At 46.8% G+C, this 19,313-nt stretch carries 27 protein-coding genes and 1 pseudogene; 3 read left to right on the top strand and 25 right to left on the bottom strand.

Annotated elements, in window-relative coordinates; genetic code table 11:
• Positions 1-115: 115 nt before the first annotated feature.
• The 11 genes from cysK to EDM54_RS02200 form a co-directional block, all read right to left on the bottom strand.
• Positions 116-1,048, bottom strand: a complete 933-nt coding sequence (cysK, locus tag EDM54_RS02250; protein ID WP_003390334.1) for a cysteine synthase A — start codon at positions 1,046-1,048, stop codon at positions 116-118.
• A 76-nt stretch (positions 1,049-1,124) separates the two neighbouring features.
• A complete protein-coding gene (locus tag EDM54_RS02245) occupies positions 1,125-2,024 on the bottom strand; it encodes a peptidyl-prolyl cis-trans isomerase (protein ID WP_003390332.1) in 900 nt (299 codons plus the stop codon).
• 200 nt (positions 2,025-2,224) lie between these two features.
• Positions 2,225-3,097 (bottom strand): Hsp33 family molecular chaperone HslO, encoded by an 873-nt coding sequence (gene hslO / locus EDM54_RS02240; RefSeq protein WP_003390331.1) that lies wholly within the window; start codon positions 3,095-3,097, stop codon positions 2,225-2,227.
• 182 nt (positions 3,098-3,279) lie between these two features.
• A complete protein-coding gene (locus tag EDM54_RS02235) occupies positions 3,280-4,224 on the bottom strand; it encodes a sigma-70 family RNA polymerase sigma factor (protein ID WP_031933451.1) in 945 nt (314 codons plus the stop codon).
• Positions 4,225-4,583: 359 nt separating this feature from the next.
• Positions 4,584-5,492, bottom strand: coding sequence for a LysR family transcriptional regulator (locus EDM54_RS02230; protein ID WP_122957695.1), 909 nt, complete (start codon positions 5,490-5,492; stop codon positions 4,584-4,586).
• Positions 5,493-5,882: 390 nt separating this feature from the next.
• Positions 5,883-7,208, bottom strand: coding sequence for a uracil/xanthine transporter (locus EDM54_RS02225; protein ID WP_031933450.1), 1,326 nt, complete (start codon positions 7,206-7,208; stop codon positions 5,883-5,885).
• Between the two features lie 527 nt (positions 7,209-7,735).
• Complete coding sequence (locus tag EDM54_RS02220) at positions 7,736-8,377, bottom strand: hypothetical protein (protein WP_227278039.1); 642 nt, start codon at positions 8,375-8,377, stop codon at positions 7,736-7,738.
• Positions 8,378-8,467: 90 nt separating this feature from the next.
• On the bottom strand, positions 8,468-8,881 hold the full coding sequence (locus EDM54_RS02215) for a hypothetical protein (RefSeq protein ID WP_024984075.1): 414 nt from the start codon (positions 8,879-8,881) through the stop codon (positions 8,468-8,470).
• Positions 8,881-9,033 (bottom strand): hypothetical protein, encoded by a 153-nt coding sequence (locus EDM54_RS26325; protein ID WP_003390325.1) that lies wholly within the window; start codon positions 9,031-9,033, stop codon positions 8,881-8,883. The genes EDM54_RS02215 and EDM54_RS26325 overlap by 1 nt, the downstream gene beginning before the upstream one ends.
• 2 nt (positions 9,034-9,035) lie before the next feature.
• Positions 9,036-9,443, bottom strand: coding sequence for a hypothetical protein (locus EDM54_RS02210; protein ID WP_024984074.1), 408 nt, complete (start codon positions 9,441-9,443; stop codon positions 9,036-9,038).
• Positions 9,444-10,176: 733 nt separating this feature from the next.
• Entirely contained in the window at positions 10,177-10,902 is a 726-nt protein-coding gene (locus EDM54_RS02200; RefSeq protein ID WP_122957693.1) for a hypothetical protein, read from the bottom strand.
• A gap of 77 nt (positions 10,903-10,979) precedes the next feature.
• Between EDM54_RS02200 and EDM54_RS02195 the strand changes: the two genes are divergently transcribed.
• Positions 10,980-11,693: a hypothetical protein gene (locus EDM54_RS02195; RefSeq protein WP_122957692.1), complete on the top strand. Its 714-nt coding sequence runs from the start codon at positions 10,980-10,982 to the stop codon at positions 11,691-11,693.
• 31 nt (positions 11,694-11,724) lie between these two features.
• Here the strand turns inward: EDM54_RS02195 and EDM54_RS02190 are convergent, their stop codons facing one another.
• From EDM54_RS02190 to EDM54_RS02175, 4 genes are all read right to left on the bottom strand, one after another.
• Entirely contained in the window at positions 11,725-11,964 is a 240-nt protein-coding gene (locus EDM54_RS02190; RefSeq protein ID WP_122957691.1) for a helix-turn-helix domain-containing protein, read from the bottom strand.
• The gene (locus EDM54_RS02185; protein WP_122957690.1) at positions 11,965-12,567 is read right to left on the bottom strand and encodes a sigma-70 family RNA polymerase sigma factor; all 603 of its coding nucleotides are present in this window, start codon (positions 12,565-12,567) and stop codon (positions 11,965-11,967) included.
• 236 nt (positions 12,568-12,803) lie between these two features.
• Entirely contained in the window at positions 12,804-13,142 is a 339-nt protein-coding gene (locus EDM54_RS02180; RefSeq protein ID WP_122957689.1) for a YolD-like family protein, read from the bottom strand.
• 1 nt (position 13,143) lies between these two features.
• Positions 13,144-13,344 (bottom strand): WYL domain-containing protein, encoded by a 201-nt coding sequence (locus tag EDM54_RS02175; RefSeq protein ID WP_255320371.1) that lies wholly within the window; start codon positions 13,342-13,344, stop codon positions 13,144-13,146.
• Between the two features lie 177 nt (positions 13,345-13,521).
• Here EDM54_RS02175 and EDM54_RS02170 point away from each other — a divergent pair, with 177 nt between their 5' ends.
• Positions 13,522-13,746, top strand: coding sequence for a type II toxin-antitoxin system HicA family toxin (locus EDM54_RS02170; protein WP_122957688.1), 225 nt, complete (start codon positions 13,522-13,524; stop codon positions 13,744-13,746).
• Between the two features lie 45 nt (positions 13,747-13,791).
• Positions 13,792-14,139 (top strand): type II toxin-antitoxin system HicB family antitoxin, encoded by a 348-nt coding sequence (locus EDM54_RS02165; RefSeq protein WP_122957687.1) that lies wholly within the window; start codon positions 13,792-13,794, stop codon positions 14,137-14,139.
• Between the two features lie 243 nt (positions 14,140-14,382).
• On the opposite strand, the gene EDM54_RS02160 is transcribed toward EDM54_RS02165, so the two are convergent.
• The 10 genes and pseudogenes from EDM54_RS02160 to EDM54_RS26850 form a co-directional block, all read right to left on the bottom strand.
• Positions 14,383-14,658, bottom strand: a complete 276-nt coding sequence (locus EDM54_RS02160) for a hypothetical protein (RefSeq protein WP_122957686.1) — start codon at positions 14,656-14,658, stop codon at positions 14,383-14,385.
• Positions 14,658-14,999 carry a hypothetical protein gene (locus tag EDM54_RS02155; protein WP_122957685.1) on the bottom strand — a complete coding sequence of 114 codons (342 nt, stop codon included), beginning with the start codon at positions 14,997-14,999 and terminating at the stop codon, positions 14,658-14,660. The genes EDM54_RS02160 and EDM54_RS02155 overlap by 1 nt, the downstream gene beginning before the upstream one ends.
• Positions 14,986-15,399: a hypothetical protein gene (locus EDM54_RS02150; protein ID WP_122957684.1), complete on the bottom strand. Its 414-nt coding sequence runs from the start codon at positions 15,397-15,399 to the stop codon at positions 14,986-14,988. Before EDM54_RS02150 ends, EDM54_RS02155 begins: the two co-directional genes overlap by 14 nt.
• Entirely contained in the window at positions 15,392-16,003 is a 612-nt protein-coding gene (locus tag EDM54_RS02145) for a hypothetical protein (protein ID WP_122957683.1), read from the bottom strand. Before EDM54_RS02145 ends, EDM54_RS02150 begins: the two co-directional genes overlap by 8 nt.
• 114 nt (positions 16,004-16,117) lie before the next feature.
• Positions 16,118-16,429 (bottom strand): hypothetical protein, encoded by a 312-nt coding sequence (locus EDM54_RS02140; protein WP_122957682.1) that lies wholly within the window; start codon positions 16,427-16,429, stop codon positions 16,118-16,120.
• Between the two features lie 2 nt (positions 16,430-16,431).
• Positions 16,432-17,274 carry an N-acetylmuramoyl-L-alanine amidase gene (locus EDM54_RS02135; protein WP_122957681.1) on the bottom strand — a complete coding sequence of 281 codons (843 nt, stop codon included), beginning with the start codon at positions 17,272-17,274 and terminating at the stop codon, positions 16,432-16,434.
• Between the two features lie 2 nt (positions 17,275-17,276).
• Positions 17,277-17,735, bottom strand: a complete 459-nt coding sequence (locus EDM54_RS02130; RefSeq protein ID WP_024983783.1) for a phage holin family protein — start codon at positions 17,733-17,735, stop codon at positions 17,277-17,279.
• Between the two features lie 111 nt (positions 17,736-17,846).
• Positions 17,847-17,984 (bottom strand): XkdX family protein, encoded by a 138-nt coding sequence (locus EDM54_RS02125; protein WP_122957680.1) that lies wholly within the window; start codon positions 17,982-17,984, stop codon positions 17,847-17,849.
• Positions 17,985-17,987: 3 nt separating this feature from the next.
• Positions 17,988-18,185, bottom strand: coding sequence for an XkdW family protein (locus EDM54_RS02120; protein WP_122957679.1), 198 nt, complete (start codon positions 18,183-18,185; stop codon positions 17,988-17,990).
• Positions 18,182-19,313, bottom strand: a pseudogene (locus tag EDM54_RS26850) (DNRLRE domain-containing protein); the annotation flags it as partial. The gene EDM54_RS02120 and the pseudogene EDM54_RS26850, both read right to left, overlap by 4 nt.

Below are 19,313 nucleotides of genomic sequence, written 5' to 3'. Positions count from 1 at the left end.
GCCGTCGTCACTTTGCACGGGAAAGCCCGCCCCACTGTTTCCAAACAGAGCCTTTTCGGTACATAAAAAAGACGCCGGCCGAAGCCGACGTTCTGTTTGCCATTTTGTGATGTCCTTATTCTTCGAATTGATACAGCGGAGTGGAGAGGTAGCGTTCTCCGTTGCTCGGAATGACGACTACTACCTTTTTCCCCTTGCCCAGCCTTTGGGCCACCTTGAACGCAGCATAAATGGCCGCCCCCGAAGAAATACCGCCGAGAATTCCTTCGTTGCGGGCTACATTGCGGGCCGTTTCAAAGGCTTCTTCGTTTTCGACCTTGATAATCTCGTCGTAAATCTCGGTATCCAGCGTATCGGGGACAAAACCGGCACCGATTCCTTGAATCTTGTGAGGACCTGGCTTGCCTCCAGAGAGAACAGGGGAAGCTGCCGGCTCGACTGCGATGATCTGCACGCCCGGAAAATTCTCGCGCAGCACTTGACCTACGCCCGTAATCGTACCACCGGTCCCGACACCGGAGATAAATGCGTCGATGCCGCCAATCTCTTTGCCCTGCTCCAGCAGCTCTTGTCCCGTCGTCTCACGGTGAACCTTTGGATTGGCCGGATTTTTAAACTGCTGCGGAATAAAATAGGAAGGGTTCTCCTTAACCAGCTCCTCCGCTTTTCGGATCGCTCCGCCCATTCCTTCTGCGCCAGGCGTCAGTACCAGCTCAGCTCCATACGCCCGGAGCAGATTGCGCCGTTCCATACTCATCGTCTCAGGCATGACCAAAATAGCCCGATACCCTTTGGCAGCTGCTACCATTGCCAGGCCGATACCGGTATTTCCGCTCGTAGGTTCAATGATGGTATCGCCCGGTTTCAGTTTCCCCTCTGCCTCGGCTGCCTCAATCATGGCCAGTGCAATCCTGTCTTTGACACTGCTGCCCGGATTGAAGAACTCCAGCTTCAGGTAAATGTCTGCCATGTCTTCGCTGACAACCCGGTTCAGCTTTACCAGAGGTGTATAACCGATCAAATCCGTAATCGAATTGGCAACACGCATGTCTCCGTCCCCCTTTTAATAACCGAGTAAATTGGTAGGTTTTATTGGTTAATTATATCAATGAAAGCCCATCAGGTCAATTGGGCATTTGCCCATTCTTCACCCCGACGGATTGGCGCAATCGCTCCAGTACGGCATCGAGGGATTCAACCTGTGCCAATGCCATTTCCCTGCGAATGTCTTCCTTCGCCTGCTCGAATGTAATCTGCTCCGCTTCTTTCCGGTCCGAAAGCCGATAAATGTAGTATTTCCCGCCGCTCTCCACCGGAGGGCTGTTTTTCTCCAGCTCCAGAGAAGAGAGAATGGTTTTGGCCTCGTCGGTGAGGCTGCTGTCTGTAAGCGAGACCCAGCCCGCATCCCCGCCGTTTGGCGCCGTGAGCGGATCGATGGAGCGTTCCTTGGCGAGCGTGGCAAAATTGGCCCCGTTTTTCAATTCCTGCAGCACCTGCTCGGATTCCTCGCGGGAAGCGACGACGATTTGCCACAATCTCACTTTCATCGGATGGGTGTAGCGGTCAGCGTGGGTGGCGTAGTACGTCCGCAGTTCTTCGTCGGAAATGGAAATATCCTGGATAGCCAGCTCCTGCAACAGCATTTGATAGGTGATTTCCTGCTCTACAGCTTCTGGAGTCGTGCCTCCCTGCTGCTTCAGGGCATCGCGAAACTCGCTGTCTGTCTGGCTTCCGTAGCTCTCCCGGATTTGGTCCATTTCTTTGCTGATTCGTTTGGGATCAATCGTGATTCCCAGCCGCTTCGCCTCCTGAAAGACGGCCTCCCGATTGATCATATCAGCAAGCACCTGCTGGCCGTGCTTTTCCTTCAACATCTCGATCCAGTCGGCCTCGCTGATCGTCCGATCTCCCACCACGGCTGCCGTATGCAGCTTGGCAGCGGACTGGTACCACGACCAGCTCACTGCCAAAAGCAGCAGCACCAGGGCGGCAATCAATCCCCACAGCGTCTTTGTATTGTTCACGCCATCTCCTCCCTTGCTTTTCCAAACGATTCAAAAACAGAGCTGAGACTTGTACCGCCGCAAAACGGATACAGCGGAGCGCAAGCAGGACAAAGTTAGCAGGACAAAGAGGACGGACCGCAAACGCACGAAGTCACCAACCCCTGTACCTCGGGACCGACTGCTTCTCTATCCCGGAGTGCCAGAAATGAGGCTGCCATTTACATGTTCCTGCGAATTTCCTCCAATTCCGGCTTCTCGAATAGGTATCGCTCGTTGCAGAAATGGCAGTGAGCCTCTGCTTCGCCCTGTTCGGAAATGATGCTGTCCATCTCATCTTTTCCGAGGCTGATCAACGCGCTTTTTACCTTTTCGTGAGAGCAGGAGCACGTAAAGTGAATTTCGGTACGGCTGAGAATTTTCGGCTCATCCAACACTTTTGCCAGAATTTCTTCAGGTGACAGCTGATCCGCGATCATCCGGGAGATTTGCGGGATTTGGCCCAAGCGCTCTTCGATTTGCGCGATCACATCATCTGGCGTGTTCGGCAGCAGCTGAAGAATAAAGCCGCCCGCAGCCAGTACGGAGCGGTCTTGCGGATTGACCAGCACCCCTACGCCGACCGCGGAAGGCGTCTGTTCTGAGCTCGCAAAATAGTAGGTGAAATCTTCGCCAATCTCGCCGGATACGATCGGAGAGCTGCCGCGGTATGGTTCTTTCATGCCCAGGTCCTTCGCCACATTGAGAAAACCATCTGTTCCTACCGCGCGGGCTACGTCGAGCTTCCCTTTCTCGTTCAGCTCAAAGTGCACGTGGGGATTCGTCACATAGGCAATTCCTTCCCCGTGGGCATTGGCCTCTGCCACGATCTGCCCGATCGGACCTCCGCCTTTGATTTTTACAGAAATTCGCTCCTCGCCTTTCAGCATCGCCCCCATCATCAGCGTTGCGGTCAAGGTCCTGCCTGCAGCAGCAGCTGCCGTATTCCACATGTCGTGGCGTCTGCGCATTTCCTCGACGGCATTCGTCGTCCGAGCAGCAAAAGCGCGGACATGTCCGTTAAATCCGGTTGCTCTTATCAAATAATCGCTCATAAAGCGATCCTCCTTCTCATAGATGAAATGAAGAGTATGTTCCTACCAGTTTACCACAAGAAGGGCCGGACTTCTCAAGCGAGCCCTGCTTGTAAGTGTACCCCTTTTACCAACACGCAAAAAAACCCCCTTCTTCCAGACAAGGGGGTGAATATGCAAAGTGTGTTTTTTAAGTAAGCTCGTCAGGTCAAATAATCCTTCAGGACGCGAGAGCCTTTTTGCTTGCGCAGCCGATCAATCGTCGTCGCTTCGATCTGGCGAATCCGCTCGCGGGTGAGGCCAAACATCTTCCCGACCTCTTCCAAGGTGTACACCTGATCGTTGTAGAGTCCGTAGCGCATGGCGATAATCTCCTGTGCGCGCGGGCTGAGCCTTTCCAGCGCGGCATGCATCTGGGAGCGAAGATCGACCTTTTCAATCCAGTCGTCCAGCGACGTCTCCGGGTCGTCGACAATTTCCGCATAGCTGAGGTATTCATCCTCATGCTCTGCCCATAAGCTGTCGGAATCCGGCTCGTCATCAATCGACTCCATTTTCAGCATCAACGCAAACTCAATCGCCTCCACTTTTTCCAGAGGCAGCTCCAACAAGGCGGCAATCTCCTGTCGGTCCGGCGTACGGCTGAGCAGATGGGCCAACTGAAGCACCTGTTTTTGGTACTGCCGAATTTGCTCATGCATGTGCACAGGAATCCGAATCAATGCACCCTTGTCATTGATCGCCCGGGTAATCGCCTGAGAGATCCACCAGTGCGAATAATGGTAAAGGCGAACACCGCGTTCCACGTCAAATTTGTCAATGGCAGTAAACAGACCAATCGTTCCTTCCTGTATCAAATCCAGGAAGGGCATTCCCTTTCGAAGATGGCGCAAAGCCGTGCTGACTACGTACCGAAGATAGGCACGAACGAGTGTCTCACGAGCAGCCAGGTCTCCGTCACGCTGATAGCGAATCAGGCAGTCCAACTCTTCTTCTTTGTCCAGCATGGGTGTTGCAGCGACGCCTTCCAGAAACAGCAGAGCCGACGTGTCTGACCGCAAGGAGCGCGGCACGGCGATACCCAACTGAGCTTCAACTTCCCGCCAGCGACGGGGAGTGGACTGGAAAGTAGATGTACTCACAGTCATATGCAACCCTCACTTCTCTGAGAGAATATTCAAAAAGCAAAGCGTGGTCAGCCTTTTGAACAAACTCTTTTGAATGAATTTCCACGATGAGGTTCAGCCTGTTGAATGCTTGCAAAAAAGATCATGCTGTTACACGATGGTACTGTAAACGTATTTCGACAAAAAGCAGATCATTCCTGCCTGTTTACAGAATATTAACGGAAATGTAGGCAAATTATTGCTGGTAGCGCTTCCATTATCAGGCGTTGGCTCATCTGTGTTTGTTCCATCAAAATAGCTTCTGCTCAAGAGATTGAGAGGGGCAGAACAATCCGTCGAATCATGACGAAACCTGTAGAAACAGAGTGGATCTCCACTGTTTATAGAGTGAGGCTACTGGGCCCTCCCTCCTGGGCCATACCGGATACCATTTTGATGAATTGTTCGGCGGTTTTCCCCAGATAGGCATCCTTGTTCCAGATAATCCCGTAGCTCGCTGTCAAATCGGTTTCCATAATTTCGTACGCATGTATATGATTTCTCTGCAAGTACTCAAACACGCTTTTGGGAACGATCGAGCTTCCGAAGCCCGCTTCAACCAGTTCTCCCAGCAACAGAATATCTGAGCATTCACAGCGTACATTCGGAGTGATATTCTGTTTCGCAAATTGCTCCATAATATAATGAAAGAGACCGGAGCCGGAGGTGCTCGGCAAAATAAGCGGCTGAGCCCTGATGGCCTCCAGCGTGACCGGTTCGCTATGTAAACGGCTTTCTTCACTAGAGGTAATATAATAGAACGTATCTGTTTGATAATGCAGGACAGAAAAATCAGAAAGATCGATCGGAAAACGAATAAACGCAAGATCGATCACTCTGTCTCGCAACAACTGGCATAGATGCGTAGTCTCATTTTGCTGAATTTTGTAGGTGACATATGGATAGGCTCTCTGAAAGTCCATCAGAAGCCCTGGCAGTTCCGGCACGGACAATGTATTTACCCCGATGCGCAGCCTTCCTCTTACACCCATTCCCGCTTCCTTCACTTTTACAGCAGATTCCTCCATCTGCCTGACGATCTGCAAGGCATGCCGGTATAGTTCCGCACCCGCTTCGGTCAGCTCCATCCTCCTTCCCTTGCGAATCAATAAGGGGACCCCGAGCTCCTCTTCCATTTGCGCGAGCTGTTGGCTGAGCGGGGGCTGGGACATATGAAGCCGCTTCGCTGCAGCAGTCAGATTCTCTTCCTCCGCAATGGCAATAAAGTAACGCAGCTGCCTGACATCCATGTTACGTTTCTCCTTTTACCCATCACTTCTATTCTCTCTCCTTACCATATCATATTGGGGCTTGCTTACAGGTGCTTCGTTCGATCGCTCAGAGTTGTTTATTTTGATCCTCAGTCTTGTTTATTGGCTCCCATGGGCTTGTTTATTTAACCTTGGTCTTGGTTATCCGCTCCTACAGACTGTTTATTAATCCTCGGTCTTGGTTATCCGCTCCTACAGACTGTTTATTGATCCTCGGTCTTGGTTATCCGCTCCTACAGACTGTTTATAATCCTCGGTCTTGGTTATTCGCTCCTACAGACTGTTTATAATCCTCGCTCTTGGTTATTCGCTCCTACAGACTGTCTATTTCGGTCCCTTCAGTCCGGGCTGTAAAAAAAGAAAAGCCGCTTACGAGCGGCCTGCTTCTTGTTTGACTTCGATTTTGGCGAGCAATTTGTCCCAGTCGACCAGCTTTTCCATCAGGATGGATAAAAACACGCCCATGATCAGACCATTGGAGATGACGGGCTGAAGCAAAACAGGCAGGCTGCCGAAAAAGGCTGGCTGAACATTCATGATACTGACGCCAATCAACACCGGAGCGGCAATCCGAAAGATCGTCTCCGACGTAAAGATCGTACCTTTGATGGTATGCAGCGCTGTCCCGAACAATTGAAGGTAAGCAACCAATAAGACCGCATTGCCCACGGTCAGAGGCATCGTTCCGAGAAAAGCGCTGAGTGGCGGGATAACCCCGAGAAACGCAAACATGATTCCGCTAATAATGAACGGCTTTCGGTTCAGCAGCTGGGTGCTTTGCAGAAATCCGATGGAAGACGTAAAAGGAGTATACGGCACCAAGCCAAAAATAGCCGAAATCAAAGCAAAAATGCCCGTAACGAGAGTAGATCGCCTGTATTGACGATTGTCCGCCTGCTCCTTGTAAATGTCGGCAGCAGCTTGTATGGAAACAAACGTATTGGTCAGATTCAGCAGTCCCGCAAAAAATGAGACAGCAATGATTCCGTACTCCAGATTGGGAAAGCCGAAGGGGAACATGCGGAAAGTAACGTCCGCATTGCTCGGAGTCGGAAGATCGGACGGAAACAGCATCCGATAGAAAGCCCAACCGACAACCATGCCGATGAGTATCGAAAAATTGCCCAATCCTTTTTTGCCTTTGATCTTCAAGACACTCACGAAAACGACGACCCCGATGGAGAACAGCGCGACTGGAATGTCCACGGTGCCCTGCGCGGTTGTGATAAACATTCCTTTGAAAAAAATAAAAATGAGCTGAAAGGTCAACAGGAAGAGATAGACACTCATCACCATGGGTGTAATGATTTTTTGTACGAGCGGAAGGAGGTTGAATACAGCCAGCAGGATGATCGTGGCACCTGCCAGCAAAATCCCCGTCGCGATTCCTCCCCCGACCGCATGTATATCCATTCCAAGCGCCGATGCGGACAGACCCATATTGAGGATGAGTCCCCACATCAGGCCGGAATGGCTCTCCAGGATCGGATAGCGATGTCCGATCCACCCTTGCAGAATGCAGGCGATGCCGGTGAATAAAAAAGAGCACCGGATCGTCGCCTCAATCGCTTCCGCAGAAAGCTGAAACGCCGCTCCGACCGTTATGGGCACGACAACTGTGTTGGCAAAAATAAAAAAAAGCCACTGCACCGAGGACAAAAGGGTTACGGCAGCTTCTTTCTTTTTAACGAGCATGAACACCGCCTCCGCAATCAGCCATACATCATGACAGCGATACTATGACGTTATGCTAACACAGAGGCCCCATTCTCAAAAGTATCGATTTCCTTGTTATGGTATATGGAAAGGATATAGATTCGTAGCGGGACAAAGACGGGATCTTGGGCTGGGACCCTGGCTAGGTACTCTGTGACTGGGTGCTTCGTGCTGGATGCTTCGTTGCTGGATACTTCGTGACTAGGTACTTCGTGACTGAGTATTTCGTAGCTGGGTACTTCGTGGTTGGAAGCATTTGTAGCTGGGTACTTCGTGGTTGGAAGCATTTGTAGCTGGGTACTTCGTGGCTGGGTCTTCGTGCTGAATACCTTGTGAAGGGGGACCTCAGACTGGGGATTTTGGTGTTGGGTACTTCGTAGTTGGATTGGTCAGATAAAAACCTCGGATGAAAAAACAAAGCGACCGCATTTGTTTTGCAGTCGCTAAAATGGAGCCAGCTCTATATGATTTGGATCAGGAAATGATCTCTCTCGCCAACTCTTTTTTCACCATTTGACCTCCTCTACGCTGACCACCGGAAAAGCATGTGCTGGCAGCACGGGAACAAAAGGGCGTTCATTCACATAGGCAACGACGATATGAGAGGGGCCTACCATCGTTTTTGGGGCCAGCCGGAGCTCTTCTCCTTTTTCCGTCATTACCGTGATTTGCAGGAGTCCTCCCGCTGGCCTTCTGGCTCCTGTAACAACCCTGTCGAGCGAGAAGTCCGATCCATTGAAACGGAGAAATAGCTGGTGGTCGTTTCGCCATGATACAAAATCGATGTAATGCCGTACAAATGACAATGAATCCGTCGTAACGCTGTGCCCGGACGGAAGATACTTGTTGCCTTCCCGACGATATCCGCCGTTTTCCAGCATGCGCCTGTCGAACCGATCTAACGCTTCTTTTTCTAGTAAGTCAATGACGCCTTCGGTCTTCAAAACCGGATTTATCGCAAAAGTGGCGTGATGATTGGACAGTTCCAACAACATTTTGACTTCCGTTTTTTTCTGCATCGCCAGATCGGCATCGACCACAAATACACCTATTAATAGAAAGAACAGCAGCGCCGAAATGGACAATATATTTATTCCCGTACAAATCCCCTCCGGAATCGTATGCAAAATACGCCGCAGATCTAGCATCACCAAACAATCTATTGGTCGATGTTTCATTCAGTGAAACGATCAGCGACCACGATCAAACGCCGTAAAGCTCTGAAGTGTACAGAGTGACTACAAATCATAGTCCATCATGTTCACCGTCCCATGCCGCACAACTCTCATCGTTTTCTCGACGGGAAGCCAAGATACAAAGAGAGGAAACGGAAGCTCTGCCTGAAGGACAAATTCGTCTTCGTGGCTCCACAGAACAGGGTCTGCTGCCCGACTCCGCTGAATGTGGATGATCAATTCCTCTTCTGAAAGGGTTAACGATTTTTCTGCGAGTTCCTGTGACATAAAGGCACGGACTTTCCCCAATACCTCCGCATCCCCTCGGCCTCCGTGATTACTGATGTATTTTGTTGCGGCGGCGCTTACCTCCAGTAATTCGTTATGCGTTTGAACCACTGTGTGGACCTGCAAAATGCCCATCGGAACCAATAGCAGCACCATCACCTGCAAAAATACTGTGATGACTTGTCCCATCACTCGGTACCGAACCTTGTCACATTATGCAGAAGCTTTTCGAAAAACTGCATACTCACAGCCAACAGATTATCGGGACCTGTCATTAATACGTGGACGGTCAGCGGCAGTACCAGTACCATCAGTCCCAGGATTGCAAGGATTTTGTTCATAGTTACCACCCCGGGTCAAAATACTCGGAAGGACGGCTTCCGGTAAACGTAAAGGCCTTCTCCCCCTCCACAAACCGATTCATCCACTGAGAAAGACGTGATGGATAAACAGAAAGCGAGAGGGTGACCATTTCGTTTCGTTCCTTTCGGGCCCGTATGCCTTCCATCCGCGGATGACTCCCGGAGAAGGCGTCCCCAGAGACGTCCCACCCCAAGTCTCGCATCCTTTGAACATAATAATCAGCCAGTTGCGGCTCCAGATAGCCAATATCCTGCATGTCATCAAAGGCGTCCGCGTAAATGCTGCGGGCAATGGCTCGTTCCATGGCATACATCTCGTATGCCCCAATAGCGGAGAAAAGGATCAGCATAACAGCCAGGCAGATGAGAAAAACCTTCAATTTCAGCATGTTTTCTCCGGCAACGACCAACGCTGCCCATCATAAGACTCGGCTAATGAAAGCTGACGGTCGCCGCCTTGTACACCCTTTCCTTGTGGGATTGCTTCAACTGACCCTGGGGATCGCTCCCCCATAAAAAAGCGCACAGACTCCCTACCATGACCAATATGATTAAAAAAACTTGTAGTTGGAGCATAATCGATAGGAGTAGATTATCGACTTGAGTAGGAGTTGCCGTTTTGCATCTTGAACTGAACGTTTTCGCCTTTTGTGTCATAGTTGAGGGAAGTCACAGAGTTGTGAATGTTCTCGGCGGATTGGATCGCGGAGGGACTTAGTTCATTGCCGTAGGAGCTCACTCCGATCCCCAGAACCATCACGCATGCAAGAAAGATAAAAAACATTTTTTTGGTTTATCCCGCTGGGTTCCTCGGCAGACTTTGGTGTCGACGAAATCCTTATAAATCCATGTTTTCACTCAATTATTCATCCCGTTGTATTCCGCGCATTTCCTTGGAGGCGGTTTGCAATTTGGTTTGCAATGTTTGCAAAGATAAATACCCTTCTCAATCGGTTCTTAAAATGGATCTAACGGAGGAATGATTTTTTGTACAGCTCGGTTTACAATATATGTAATATGGGCCAGTTACCTTATTGGTATTGGAAAAGCGAGTTAGAGACTGCTGAAATGTGTGTTGAAAGTGCATTATGCAACAAAAAACCAAGGGGGATTCCCTTGGTTTTAGAATTCATCGTCATAAGAGAGACCGTAGTCATCAACATCGTATTGTTTCCCATGAACTCTACCAGATCCATTCATAATAGCTCGGCGGCGGTCTCTTTCATCCCCTGCCCTTACGTAATCAAGGAGTACGCTCAGACGATCTTTGTCAGGGAGACGCGTACCTTCCTGCTTTCTATGCGCACGGTGTAATTCATTAATTTCATCTTCGATAGAAGAATGGGATGCTGTGAATTTCCATGATTGAACAGCCTGGTCAAAAAGGAATGCGAGACCTTGAGTACTAATAATGCCAAATTGTTCAGCCATGGATTCAGCCCGATCGAAGTAATCCTCTGCATATTTAATTTGCAGATTTTGATTACTCAGTTTAGCCCCCATTTTTTTGAAAGGTTCTTTCCATTCCGAGAGAACCTCACCTGTTTTTGTAGATTTAGTAATGCTGTTCCCCCAGCTAATCTGTTGGCTTTTGCTATAATCAAATACAACTTTTTTCAGTGTAGCAGCCTTACTTGTTCCGAAGATGCTCTTAAATTCAGCTTCATTGTCAGTAATGTATTCTTTCAAAAGAGGCTGCAACGTACCTTGTCCAAAGTTAAATTGAATGATACCAAATGACAAGCCCTGTCCATCAAAATTACCAGTTACATTGGAATACCCGTCGTTTCCTTCAAAGAAACCTGTACTCTCAAGCAATTTTTTCTTAATTGATTTTGAAATCGCCAATTTACATTCCTCCTTTTCTTCTACATAAGATAAAGAAGGATTTAAACCAAAAAATACAACCAAAGAGGAGAGTTTTTATGAAAAAAAGGTATTCCATTTGCTTTTGGGTTATTTTAACAATGCTACTCGTAGCAGGGTGCGGCCAACCTTCAACAAATAAGTCTCCTGATTCGACTAATACACAGAATCAAAATAGAGACCAACAGCTAGAGGTGCTAACAATTAATCTTGACTCAAAAACAGTGGCGATTCCAATTTCAAAAATTGATTCAGTAAAAAAGTACCTGGATCAGTTCGACTCAAATGAAAGAGCAAATGAACTAAAACGCGTAGAAACAACAACATTTACATCTAAGTCGGGAACAATTTATAGTGACATCAGGTATGGTTGTGGAATGAAACTTTGCGATCATACTTTAGTACAAATAAAGAACAATGACATAAAAACCCTTCCCCTACATTCAGGAAGCATTTTTATGGAACGCGCATTCTCCCCTGATGATAAATATCTAGCAGTCTTACTAGGGAGAAACGAAGGTACAGATGTTATAAGACACAGCGTGATGATTATTGAGTTAGATTCGTTTGCGTTAGCTGAACTTGAAAACACTGACGAATTAATAAATTTAACAAGTTCTGATTTTTCTATTCCCATTCTTTCGATGAGTTGGGAAAATGAAACTACACTGAAAGCCGTTATACCAGATACAAAAGATTATACGTTTGATACTTTGAAAAATTGGAATGCAGGGGAAAATAAAACAAAAGAAATTTTATTAATAGTTAAATAAAATATAGTATAGTAGAAAATAGGCTTTCTTACTAAGAAAGCCTTCTCCTTCTTTTATTTATGTATTCGCCTATATCTAGTGTATTTGTAAGATTGTAATTTCTAATTGCCTTTATCAGTCTAATATAGACTTCTTGTCTAAAATCATCTCTCAAGTCTTGATGTACAGCACTAAGCGCTTTCCTTAACTTAGGTTCAAACATCTGAAATATCTCGAGCATGGCTTTCTTGTCGTTGTCTTTCGCATGTCTTATTAGTGGCACTAATCCCATTTATCTTTCCCCTTTTCGAATTGTTTCTCTAAGCTTTTTCAAGGCTCTGTGCTTTGTTTTTGATACCGCCTGTTGTGTAACATTTAGTCGCTTTGCAATCTCCGATTCCTTCAACTCTTTGACAAAAGCGAGTGTTATGACTTTTTTCTCATTATTAGTTAGAGATTGAAACGCTTTAGAAATGACTTCATCATCGAAAAGAACTTTTTTATCACCCAATGCTTCTTGCGTTGACAATTTATCATGAAGCGCTGAATCATACGGATCAAGGAATTGCGCTTTTTTTCTAGCCTGTATGTCTAGTTCAATAACGGTATTATGAATTATTGTTGAAATAAATTTTATCAATCTTACTTCCAGGAAAAATTCCCTAAACCGTTTATTTAATTCTTCTAGCAAGTCCTCCCTGTTTGATTCGATCACTTTTTCATAAATCCGCTTATTTTCAGGATCACTAAAAAAGGAACGAATAACCTTGTTCTCTTTTTGAATGTTATCTCTCAAGAGATCTATTTCCACAATCATGCCCCCTATGGTTTTTCCGGGACAAAGAGGCTTATCTTGGTGTTCTCCCCAAAAACAAGAACATTTGTTCTTGTTCATTATAGCATATTCTTCCTAATGCAAGCAAAGGTGGGTATAATTATCATTTTTCTGACAAAAAAGCCCTCCGGGTTAGGAGAGCTTTACATTGGCGGGAACAATTTCTCGTAGGTAACTTCGGGATCAATCTTCTTCGCAGCTTTTAACACCTTACAAGGACAGGTACTGACATAACCAAAAACCCGTCCTATTACAGCAGGGACGGGTATGCTCACATCTGAGCAGGGTCAACTATGCTATGACTGGACAGACACGATAGCATCTATAGGTATCCACCACCAGTCCTCATCATTCGCCAATTTGATTCGCCGTCCATTTTGATCTATCCACTTTACTACGCCCCACATGCTGCGCGTTGTGCCCAGCTCGCCTTTTGTCGGCTGCCACCAGGTGACTGTGATGGCATAATCCTCGCGAGCCGCATCTCGAATTATGTACTGGAACGACTCCAGCTCGTCTTGCTCAAGGGCTGGCATCGGCACCAACTTCTCGTCCTCGCGCATTTGCAGGTACAGTTCCCGCTGCTGCGGCAGGACAAAACGACCAACGGTCGGGTTGCTTATCTTAGAGGCCACTTCAACACACCGCCCCTTCCATCCGTTGCGCTACCAGTTCCACAGCCAGTATATTGTCGATCAAAAACACGCGCGGCGCTCGCCTCGTGGTGCAGTACGCTTTTAATCTGTCGCCCACGATCTCCAATGGCCGCAAGGTTCGTTTTGTCGTCTGGCCGTTGCTGCCCAAGTAAATTATCTGGATATGGTGCTGCTGGTCTATGGCGCGTTGCAGCTACTTTTTCATTCTGTCCGCCTCCGAATAGGAACGTTTGTTTGTATTATATGCGAACATAAGTTCCGTATTCAAGCATGTAATTTCTAAATATGAAGGTTTTTCCACTAACTCACTTTACATATGGTACCAAATGTGGTACTATAATGATGGAAGGAGGTTAGTATGGCAGGGGTAGAAAAACTCATCGAAAAGATGAAAAACCGCCCCAACGTGATTCGGTTCAGTGAAATCGTCAAAGTCCTTGAATACCACGGATACATAATGGTTCGAGTAGTCGGCTCACACCATCATTTCCGAAACAAGAACGGAGACGTTATCACGATACCAAAACACAATCCCATCAAGGCGGTGTACGTAAAAGACGTACTGGAGAGAATCGGGAGGTAGGCGCCTCCCCTCTCCACACCCTTATGATAACCCCAGCCAAAATTTATGGCAAACAAAGACCTGAATCATTACCTTAGTTTACCCTACACACTTGTGATTAAGCCGATGGACGATGAATCTGGTCGTTACTATTACGGCACATATCTGGAGTTGGATGGATGTCATTCACACGGAGAATCAGTCGAGAAACTTCTGAGTAATTTGGAAGAGGCGAAGCGTGGCTGGCTTGAAGTCAAACTGGAACATGGTGATCCGATTCCAGAACCTCAGGGGGAATATAGCGGTAAGATCAACCTACGCATGCCGAAGTCATTACACCGGCAGTTGGCTATTGAGGCGGAGCTGGAAGGTGTAAGTTTGAATCAATACATGCTCTACAAACTTAGTAAATAGCAATTCGATGAGAAAAAGCCGCTTCCACTGTCTTGGCGGACCCGGAAACGGCTTTCGAAAACATCTAGGCAGCGCCTGATGCATCCATATTATCACATCTGGTTCTGTCCTGGAACACTACCTAGCGATCGATCAAAGGCTCGTGGAAATAGTCAGGGGAACCGATAGGAATCTCTGAAACATGTGACAAGCGATAGGCAAAAAAATACCTTCTAACGGGTAATCTCCATAAGAAGGTTATACTCAATGCACTATTTTAAAGTCATCAACATAGCTTCTAAAAACATTTTCTATATTAGCAATGGAGTTGATTTTTTGATTTTCTGAGAGCTGGTCGTAAAAAAATTCAACTTTTCCCAGATCGTTCACACTGATCCAATAATCTTTTTCTTTAAGGACAAATATACTACCGTAATCAATAAACTCCTCACAGAGCTTCATCAAACTTAACTTTATTGCTTCAAAATTGAGTCGGATGTATGTTTTGTGCGGGTAGAACACTTCATTTATTTTAAACATTAATTACCTCCACCCAACCGCATACTAATGTCCCTAAAGTTATTATATGTATGATAGAATTCTGCTATGTCATCTAGAGATTTTTTTGTTTTAAACTGTATTTTAACTGCTTGATCGATGGCGCTTACGAGTAGCTGATGTTCAAATGAATCGGTCCCAATAACACCTGTCTCAAGTAGACCACCTAATTTTAACCTCATATTGTCAATATTGGTAAGCATCTTATCATTTGAACCTAAACTATCTAGTACATCTACCGCCTTAGTGAACTCAGTATAGTTCCTAGTCGCCTCCTTTTCAAGAGTGATTTTTTTAAACTGATCAATATTACTTATACCCAAAGGTATCAACTCCATATTCATTCAACTCATTAACGATACCTTGTAATTTTCCAGGTATTAGATGTTTATTTTGTGTGTAGTAATCTGGTCCTGATAGATGAATGGTGTACAGATCTTGAAAAAGTAATTTAATTTTTGGAGGTAGGACGTAGATAACATTGGTTTTAAGTAATTCTGTTCTCAGTTTCACGTAATCGATTGATGCCGGATTCAAAGAATATTGATAGATAAGTGAAAATAATGATGAGTTGGTCTGTGTTATTAGAATTATAATATTTCGCCTGTCATTTTTTTCCTGATTACTTTTGTTAATAACATAACCGAGATAGAAAGTAATTAATGATACCAGCCATCCAACTGCGCCAACAAACAGTTTTGATTCATACCAAGCTTCATTCATGTTTGTTCTCTTCCATTAATTTCAGAATATATTGCTTCATTGCTTCGCTTTCAGTTAAATAGCTATCAATGGCATTTTGGCTGATATTGTAGACCCCTTTTTCCATTGATAATCGAATACTTTCAATTAAACCAGATAATAAAACTAACATGCCTGCCGGTTTAAAGTTTGTTTCAAATGTTTCTCCGTCGTTTCTGATAATTCTTAGTAAGTGGGTTGTTTCTCCTTCTCTAATATTTGTTTGAAAGCCAGCAATAATGAAAGGATCTTTACTTTTACGGACTAAATCGTCTAAAATACCGCCATATGTCAGTTTTAGTTTATTTATGAATTCAAGCAGTTTTCTATATTCACCCGGATTTAACTCTAAATCATTAATGTTAAACATGCCACCATAGCTCATATAGTCAAAAAAAGATGTCGGATTTGCATCGTATAAATAAATTGCCTCCTCAATATTTGTGATCACATCATCAGGCTTGCTAAATTTCAAATTATTCACAATCACCTGTTCCAGAAGATGGTATTGATCACCCTTCTGTTTTATTTGTTTTAAGAAATCACTCAAATTCCTTTTTAAGTTGTTTAACCTTCCTTCATACATTGGCGATCGATCTCCTTGTTTTTGAGAATATTATACCATAAATTGAAAAAGTACGGTAAGAATTAACTATTAATTGCCCTCCCTCAGACCTTTCTAAAGGAGGGCTACTTTGTATTATTTTCTATTTCGGTTCCGTAGTAGGTAGGCATTCCCAGCTCTGACAAGCCAAGCCCAAGCCTGCTTTCCTCCAAGTACCGAAAATCCTGCTCTGATGCGTGCAGGTAGTCTGTCGTAGCAATCGATAACGTACTGTTCCCTTTTGTTCAGACTCTCAACAACCTTTGGATAGCGTTGCTCTACCTCGTGCATGAATAATGCCATCTTTGGAAACAAATCGGCTGCCATTCCAGCAACAACAAAAAAGAAAAGGGCCATTACTGGCCACCACTCCTGGAAAAACATCATCATCAGTGTGAACCAGTCCATTGCTACACACTTCCTTTCAGAATCACAGATTTGGTAGAGCCGTCCCATTCCACCTGAAGGCCGAGTACGTCAGCCAGTTTTCGAGCAGGTGCGTATGAAACGCCGCTTTCGATCATTTCAGTGACGTCCTTGCCGTTAACTGTCACCTGCTTGGTGTTGGCGTCAAACGCAACCGTTGCTCCAGCAGCCTCGGCTACTGCTCGGATCGGCAGATACGACACCCCATCGGACACGTATCCTTTGATGGGCAGATGGAGAATGACGCTGACAGGTTCCTTCTTACTTGTTGTTTGTTGTGGATAACACGTTAGTAACCTGTGGACATCATCCTTAAATTTGGCCCATGCCTGAGAGGCAGAAAGGCCCGTAAAGCGACGAGCTACGTCATCCGAAACAAAGTAAGCCGGGCAGTTCTTACCCGTGATATCGAAATGTCGCCAAAGGCGATTAACGCCCCAACTGTACCGTTTCAGAATGTCCGCTGCCAACTCCACCGTTCGCTGGTACATCGCTTTGAAGTCACCGTCCGAGTTGACGCACATCTCGATCCCGATCGTACAGTTGTTCGGATAGGAGCTCAGACGTTTGAGGGCATCTAGTTTGTACGACTTCGCTCCGACATGGTAGCCCATCTCGTTTTCCGGTAAGCAGCGCACGACCTGTTTGTCATCGACACAGTAATGGGCGCTGGCCACCGTGGTCGGCTTGTTGAAGTAATTTCGGTTGGCCACGGCGTTGGCGCCCTTACCTTCATTGGCCGTCCAGTGAATGACGAGGCCCTGGGGTGTGATCCGTGTTCCGGGCCGGGCGTTTTTATTCGTCAGCAGCATATCAGTGATTTGCATAATTATCTGTTCTCCTTTCTGGCGGCCCGCTCCGCCTTCGCTTTGATTTCGGAACCAACCAGATTAACGACAGATTTCGGTACAGGCCAGCCAGCGCGAGCTGCGTTTGCCGTCAGGCTCGTCCATGTGTGGTAGATCAGCCCGAACGTCACCCCGTAAAAAAGGAATCCAGGTGTGCCCATTACCTTGTCGAGCAAGTTGGCAAGCGCGGGAAGTGCTACAAGAAAGAGAGTTCGTGGAATCCGTTCCAGCCCATACTCTGAAGAGTATGTTTTATCCTTCTTGGCTGCATGAATCCCTGTAACCCAATCCATGCCTATCATCATAAGAAGGACTACGAGAATGTCTTGACGATTACTACCGTATAAGTACTGCAGCATTGGAGACAGGACAGCTCCTGTGGTTGCAGCCCATCCGTTGGCGGGGGTAACCACGTTATCTAGACTCTGTAATAATTTCATCTGCTCATCTTCCTCCTCACCCCCTCGGGGCAGAAAAAATAGCCCCGATCGGTTCGGGGCGAGCTCCTGTCGTGCTGCATGGAAAGCACCTCTCACATTGAGAAAAGGCGTTTAGAAATCTTGGCCAGTGATCTGTTTGAACTCTTCTGGCGTGATCTCGCCGAACGGGTTGCTCTCTGTCCTTACGACCAGGCGGAGTTTATCAATTGTTACCCATTTGTATTTGTACGCCAGGTTCCAGAACGCCATCGCTTATTCACCCCCTTTCAATTGAATCAACTCAAGCTTTACTGCAGCTAATTCTTGGCCAAGCGTCTGAATAATTGTGTCCTTCTCCATATTGCTTAGTTTTAGGGAGACTATCTCTTGACCTAAGGTGAGAACAGGATCTGTCTGTTGATCTTGCCGGATTTGAGATATCGGCTTTACGTTTTGGGTTTTAAAACTCAATCGAATGCACCTCCAAATCCGTCCAGTCTGACGCGCTCAGTGGCGGTGCCCTTGGCTATGACCACCCAGATATCTATGCGCCAGTTGTCAGCAGTCTTTGTCTGGTTGGTGAATAGATATCCCCTTCCGGTTGTTACAGCTGCCGTGGCATCTTCCCATGTCGGGACATTATCGAGAGCGTTGTTACAAACTTTCACACTTTCAACGACTGCTCCAGGGGGGAGATACCTCTCCAGCGTCACCAGCACACGCTTTGGCATCCCATCAGGAGTGAAGTGAGCTGCAACCGTCGGGTCGTCGAAGTTCAGAAGGAATTCGATGTGCGTCTCCATCCGGATAAAAGTAAATGTTCTGGTCGACGTCAGCCCGTTATTATCGGTTGCCTCTACGGTCAATTCATGTGGCGTGTTCAGGTCCAGCCTGATCCATCGATCATGCGGAATGGTTACCGTTTCCTGTCGCCCTGTTACACCTTCAAAGGTTCGAATAACCACGCCGTTAATCTTCTCGGTAATAGTGAAAGGGTTGCCCTCTGGCTCCGTCACGGTGTAGTTCTTCGACGGCGGAACCATTAACGTACCCAGATTTTCATTTTGTCCATCAATCGCTGGCGGGCGGTTCCAAACAACACGGAATTTGCGGATAACCTCTGCCGACTTGCCGCCCTGGTCATCCTCAGCCCAGACCCTGAGGATGTGTTCTGCGTCCTCGACCAGATCCACTCCGATCACATCTGTAACTCCGTCCCAAATCCGCTTGTTCCTGTAGGTAAGGCCCCGGGCAAAAGAAATAGGCGTTACCCCATCGGATAAGCCTGATTGTAAGTTCCGTATTGGCCCGTTATTAATTTGGTATTTGGCCAGCACATTGTTGTCAACGTCGTAATCAATGGTCGACCCCTCAACCTGCAGGGTCGCTCCCTCTGTTAGCACTTGTCCATCTGCGGTCGTCAGGGTGACGGTGGGCTGTTGATTCAGGATGCCGTAGTAACGTACAGCAGAACTCGTCTGGTAGATCGTCGGCGGCACTGTGAATGGAGTTTGGAATGTTGGATCGTAAAGGGAAGTCGGATTGGAGCCCTGCTCTACGATCACCGGGCCGCTCCATGTGGTGAACTCGTCAGTCGAT

The sequence above is a fragment of the Brevibacillus borstelensis genome (genome assembly GCF_003710865.1).
Lineage (GTDB): Bacteria > Bacillota > Bacilli > Brevibacillales > Brevibacillaceae > Brevibacillus > Brevibacillus borstelensis.
This window is presented reverse-complemented; position numbering and strand designations above follow the sequence as displayed.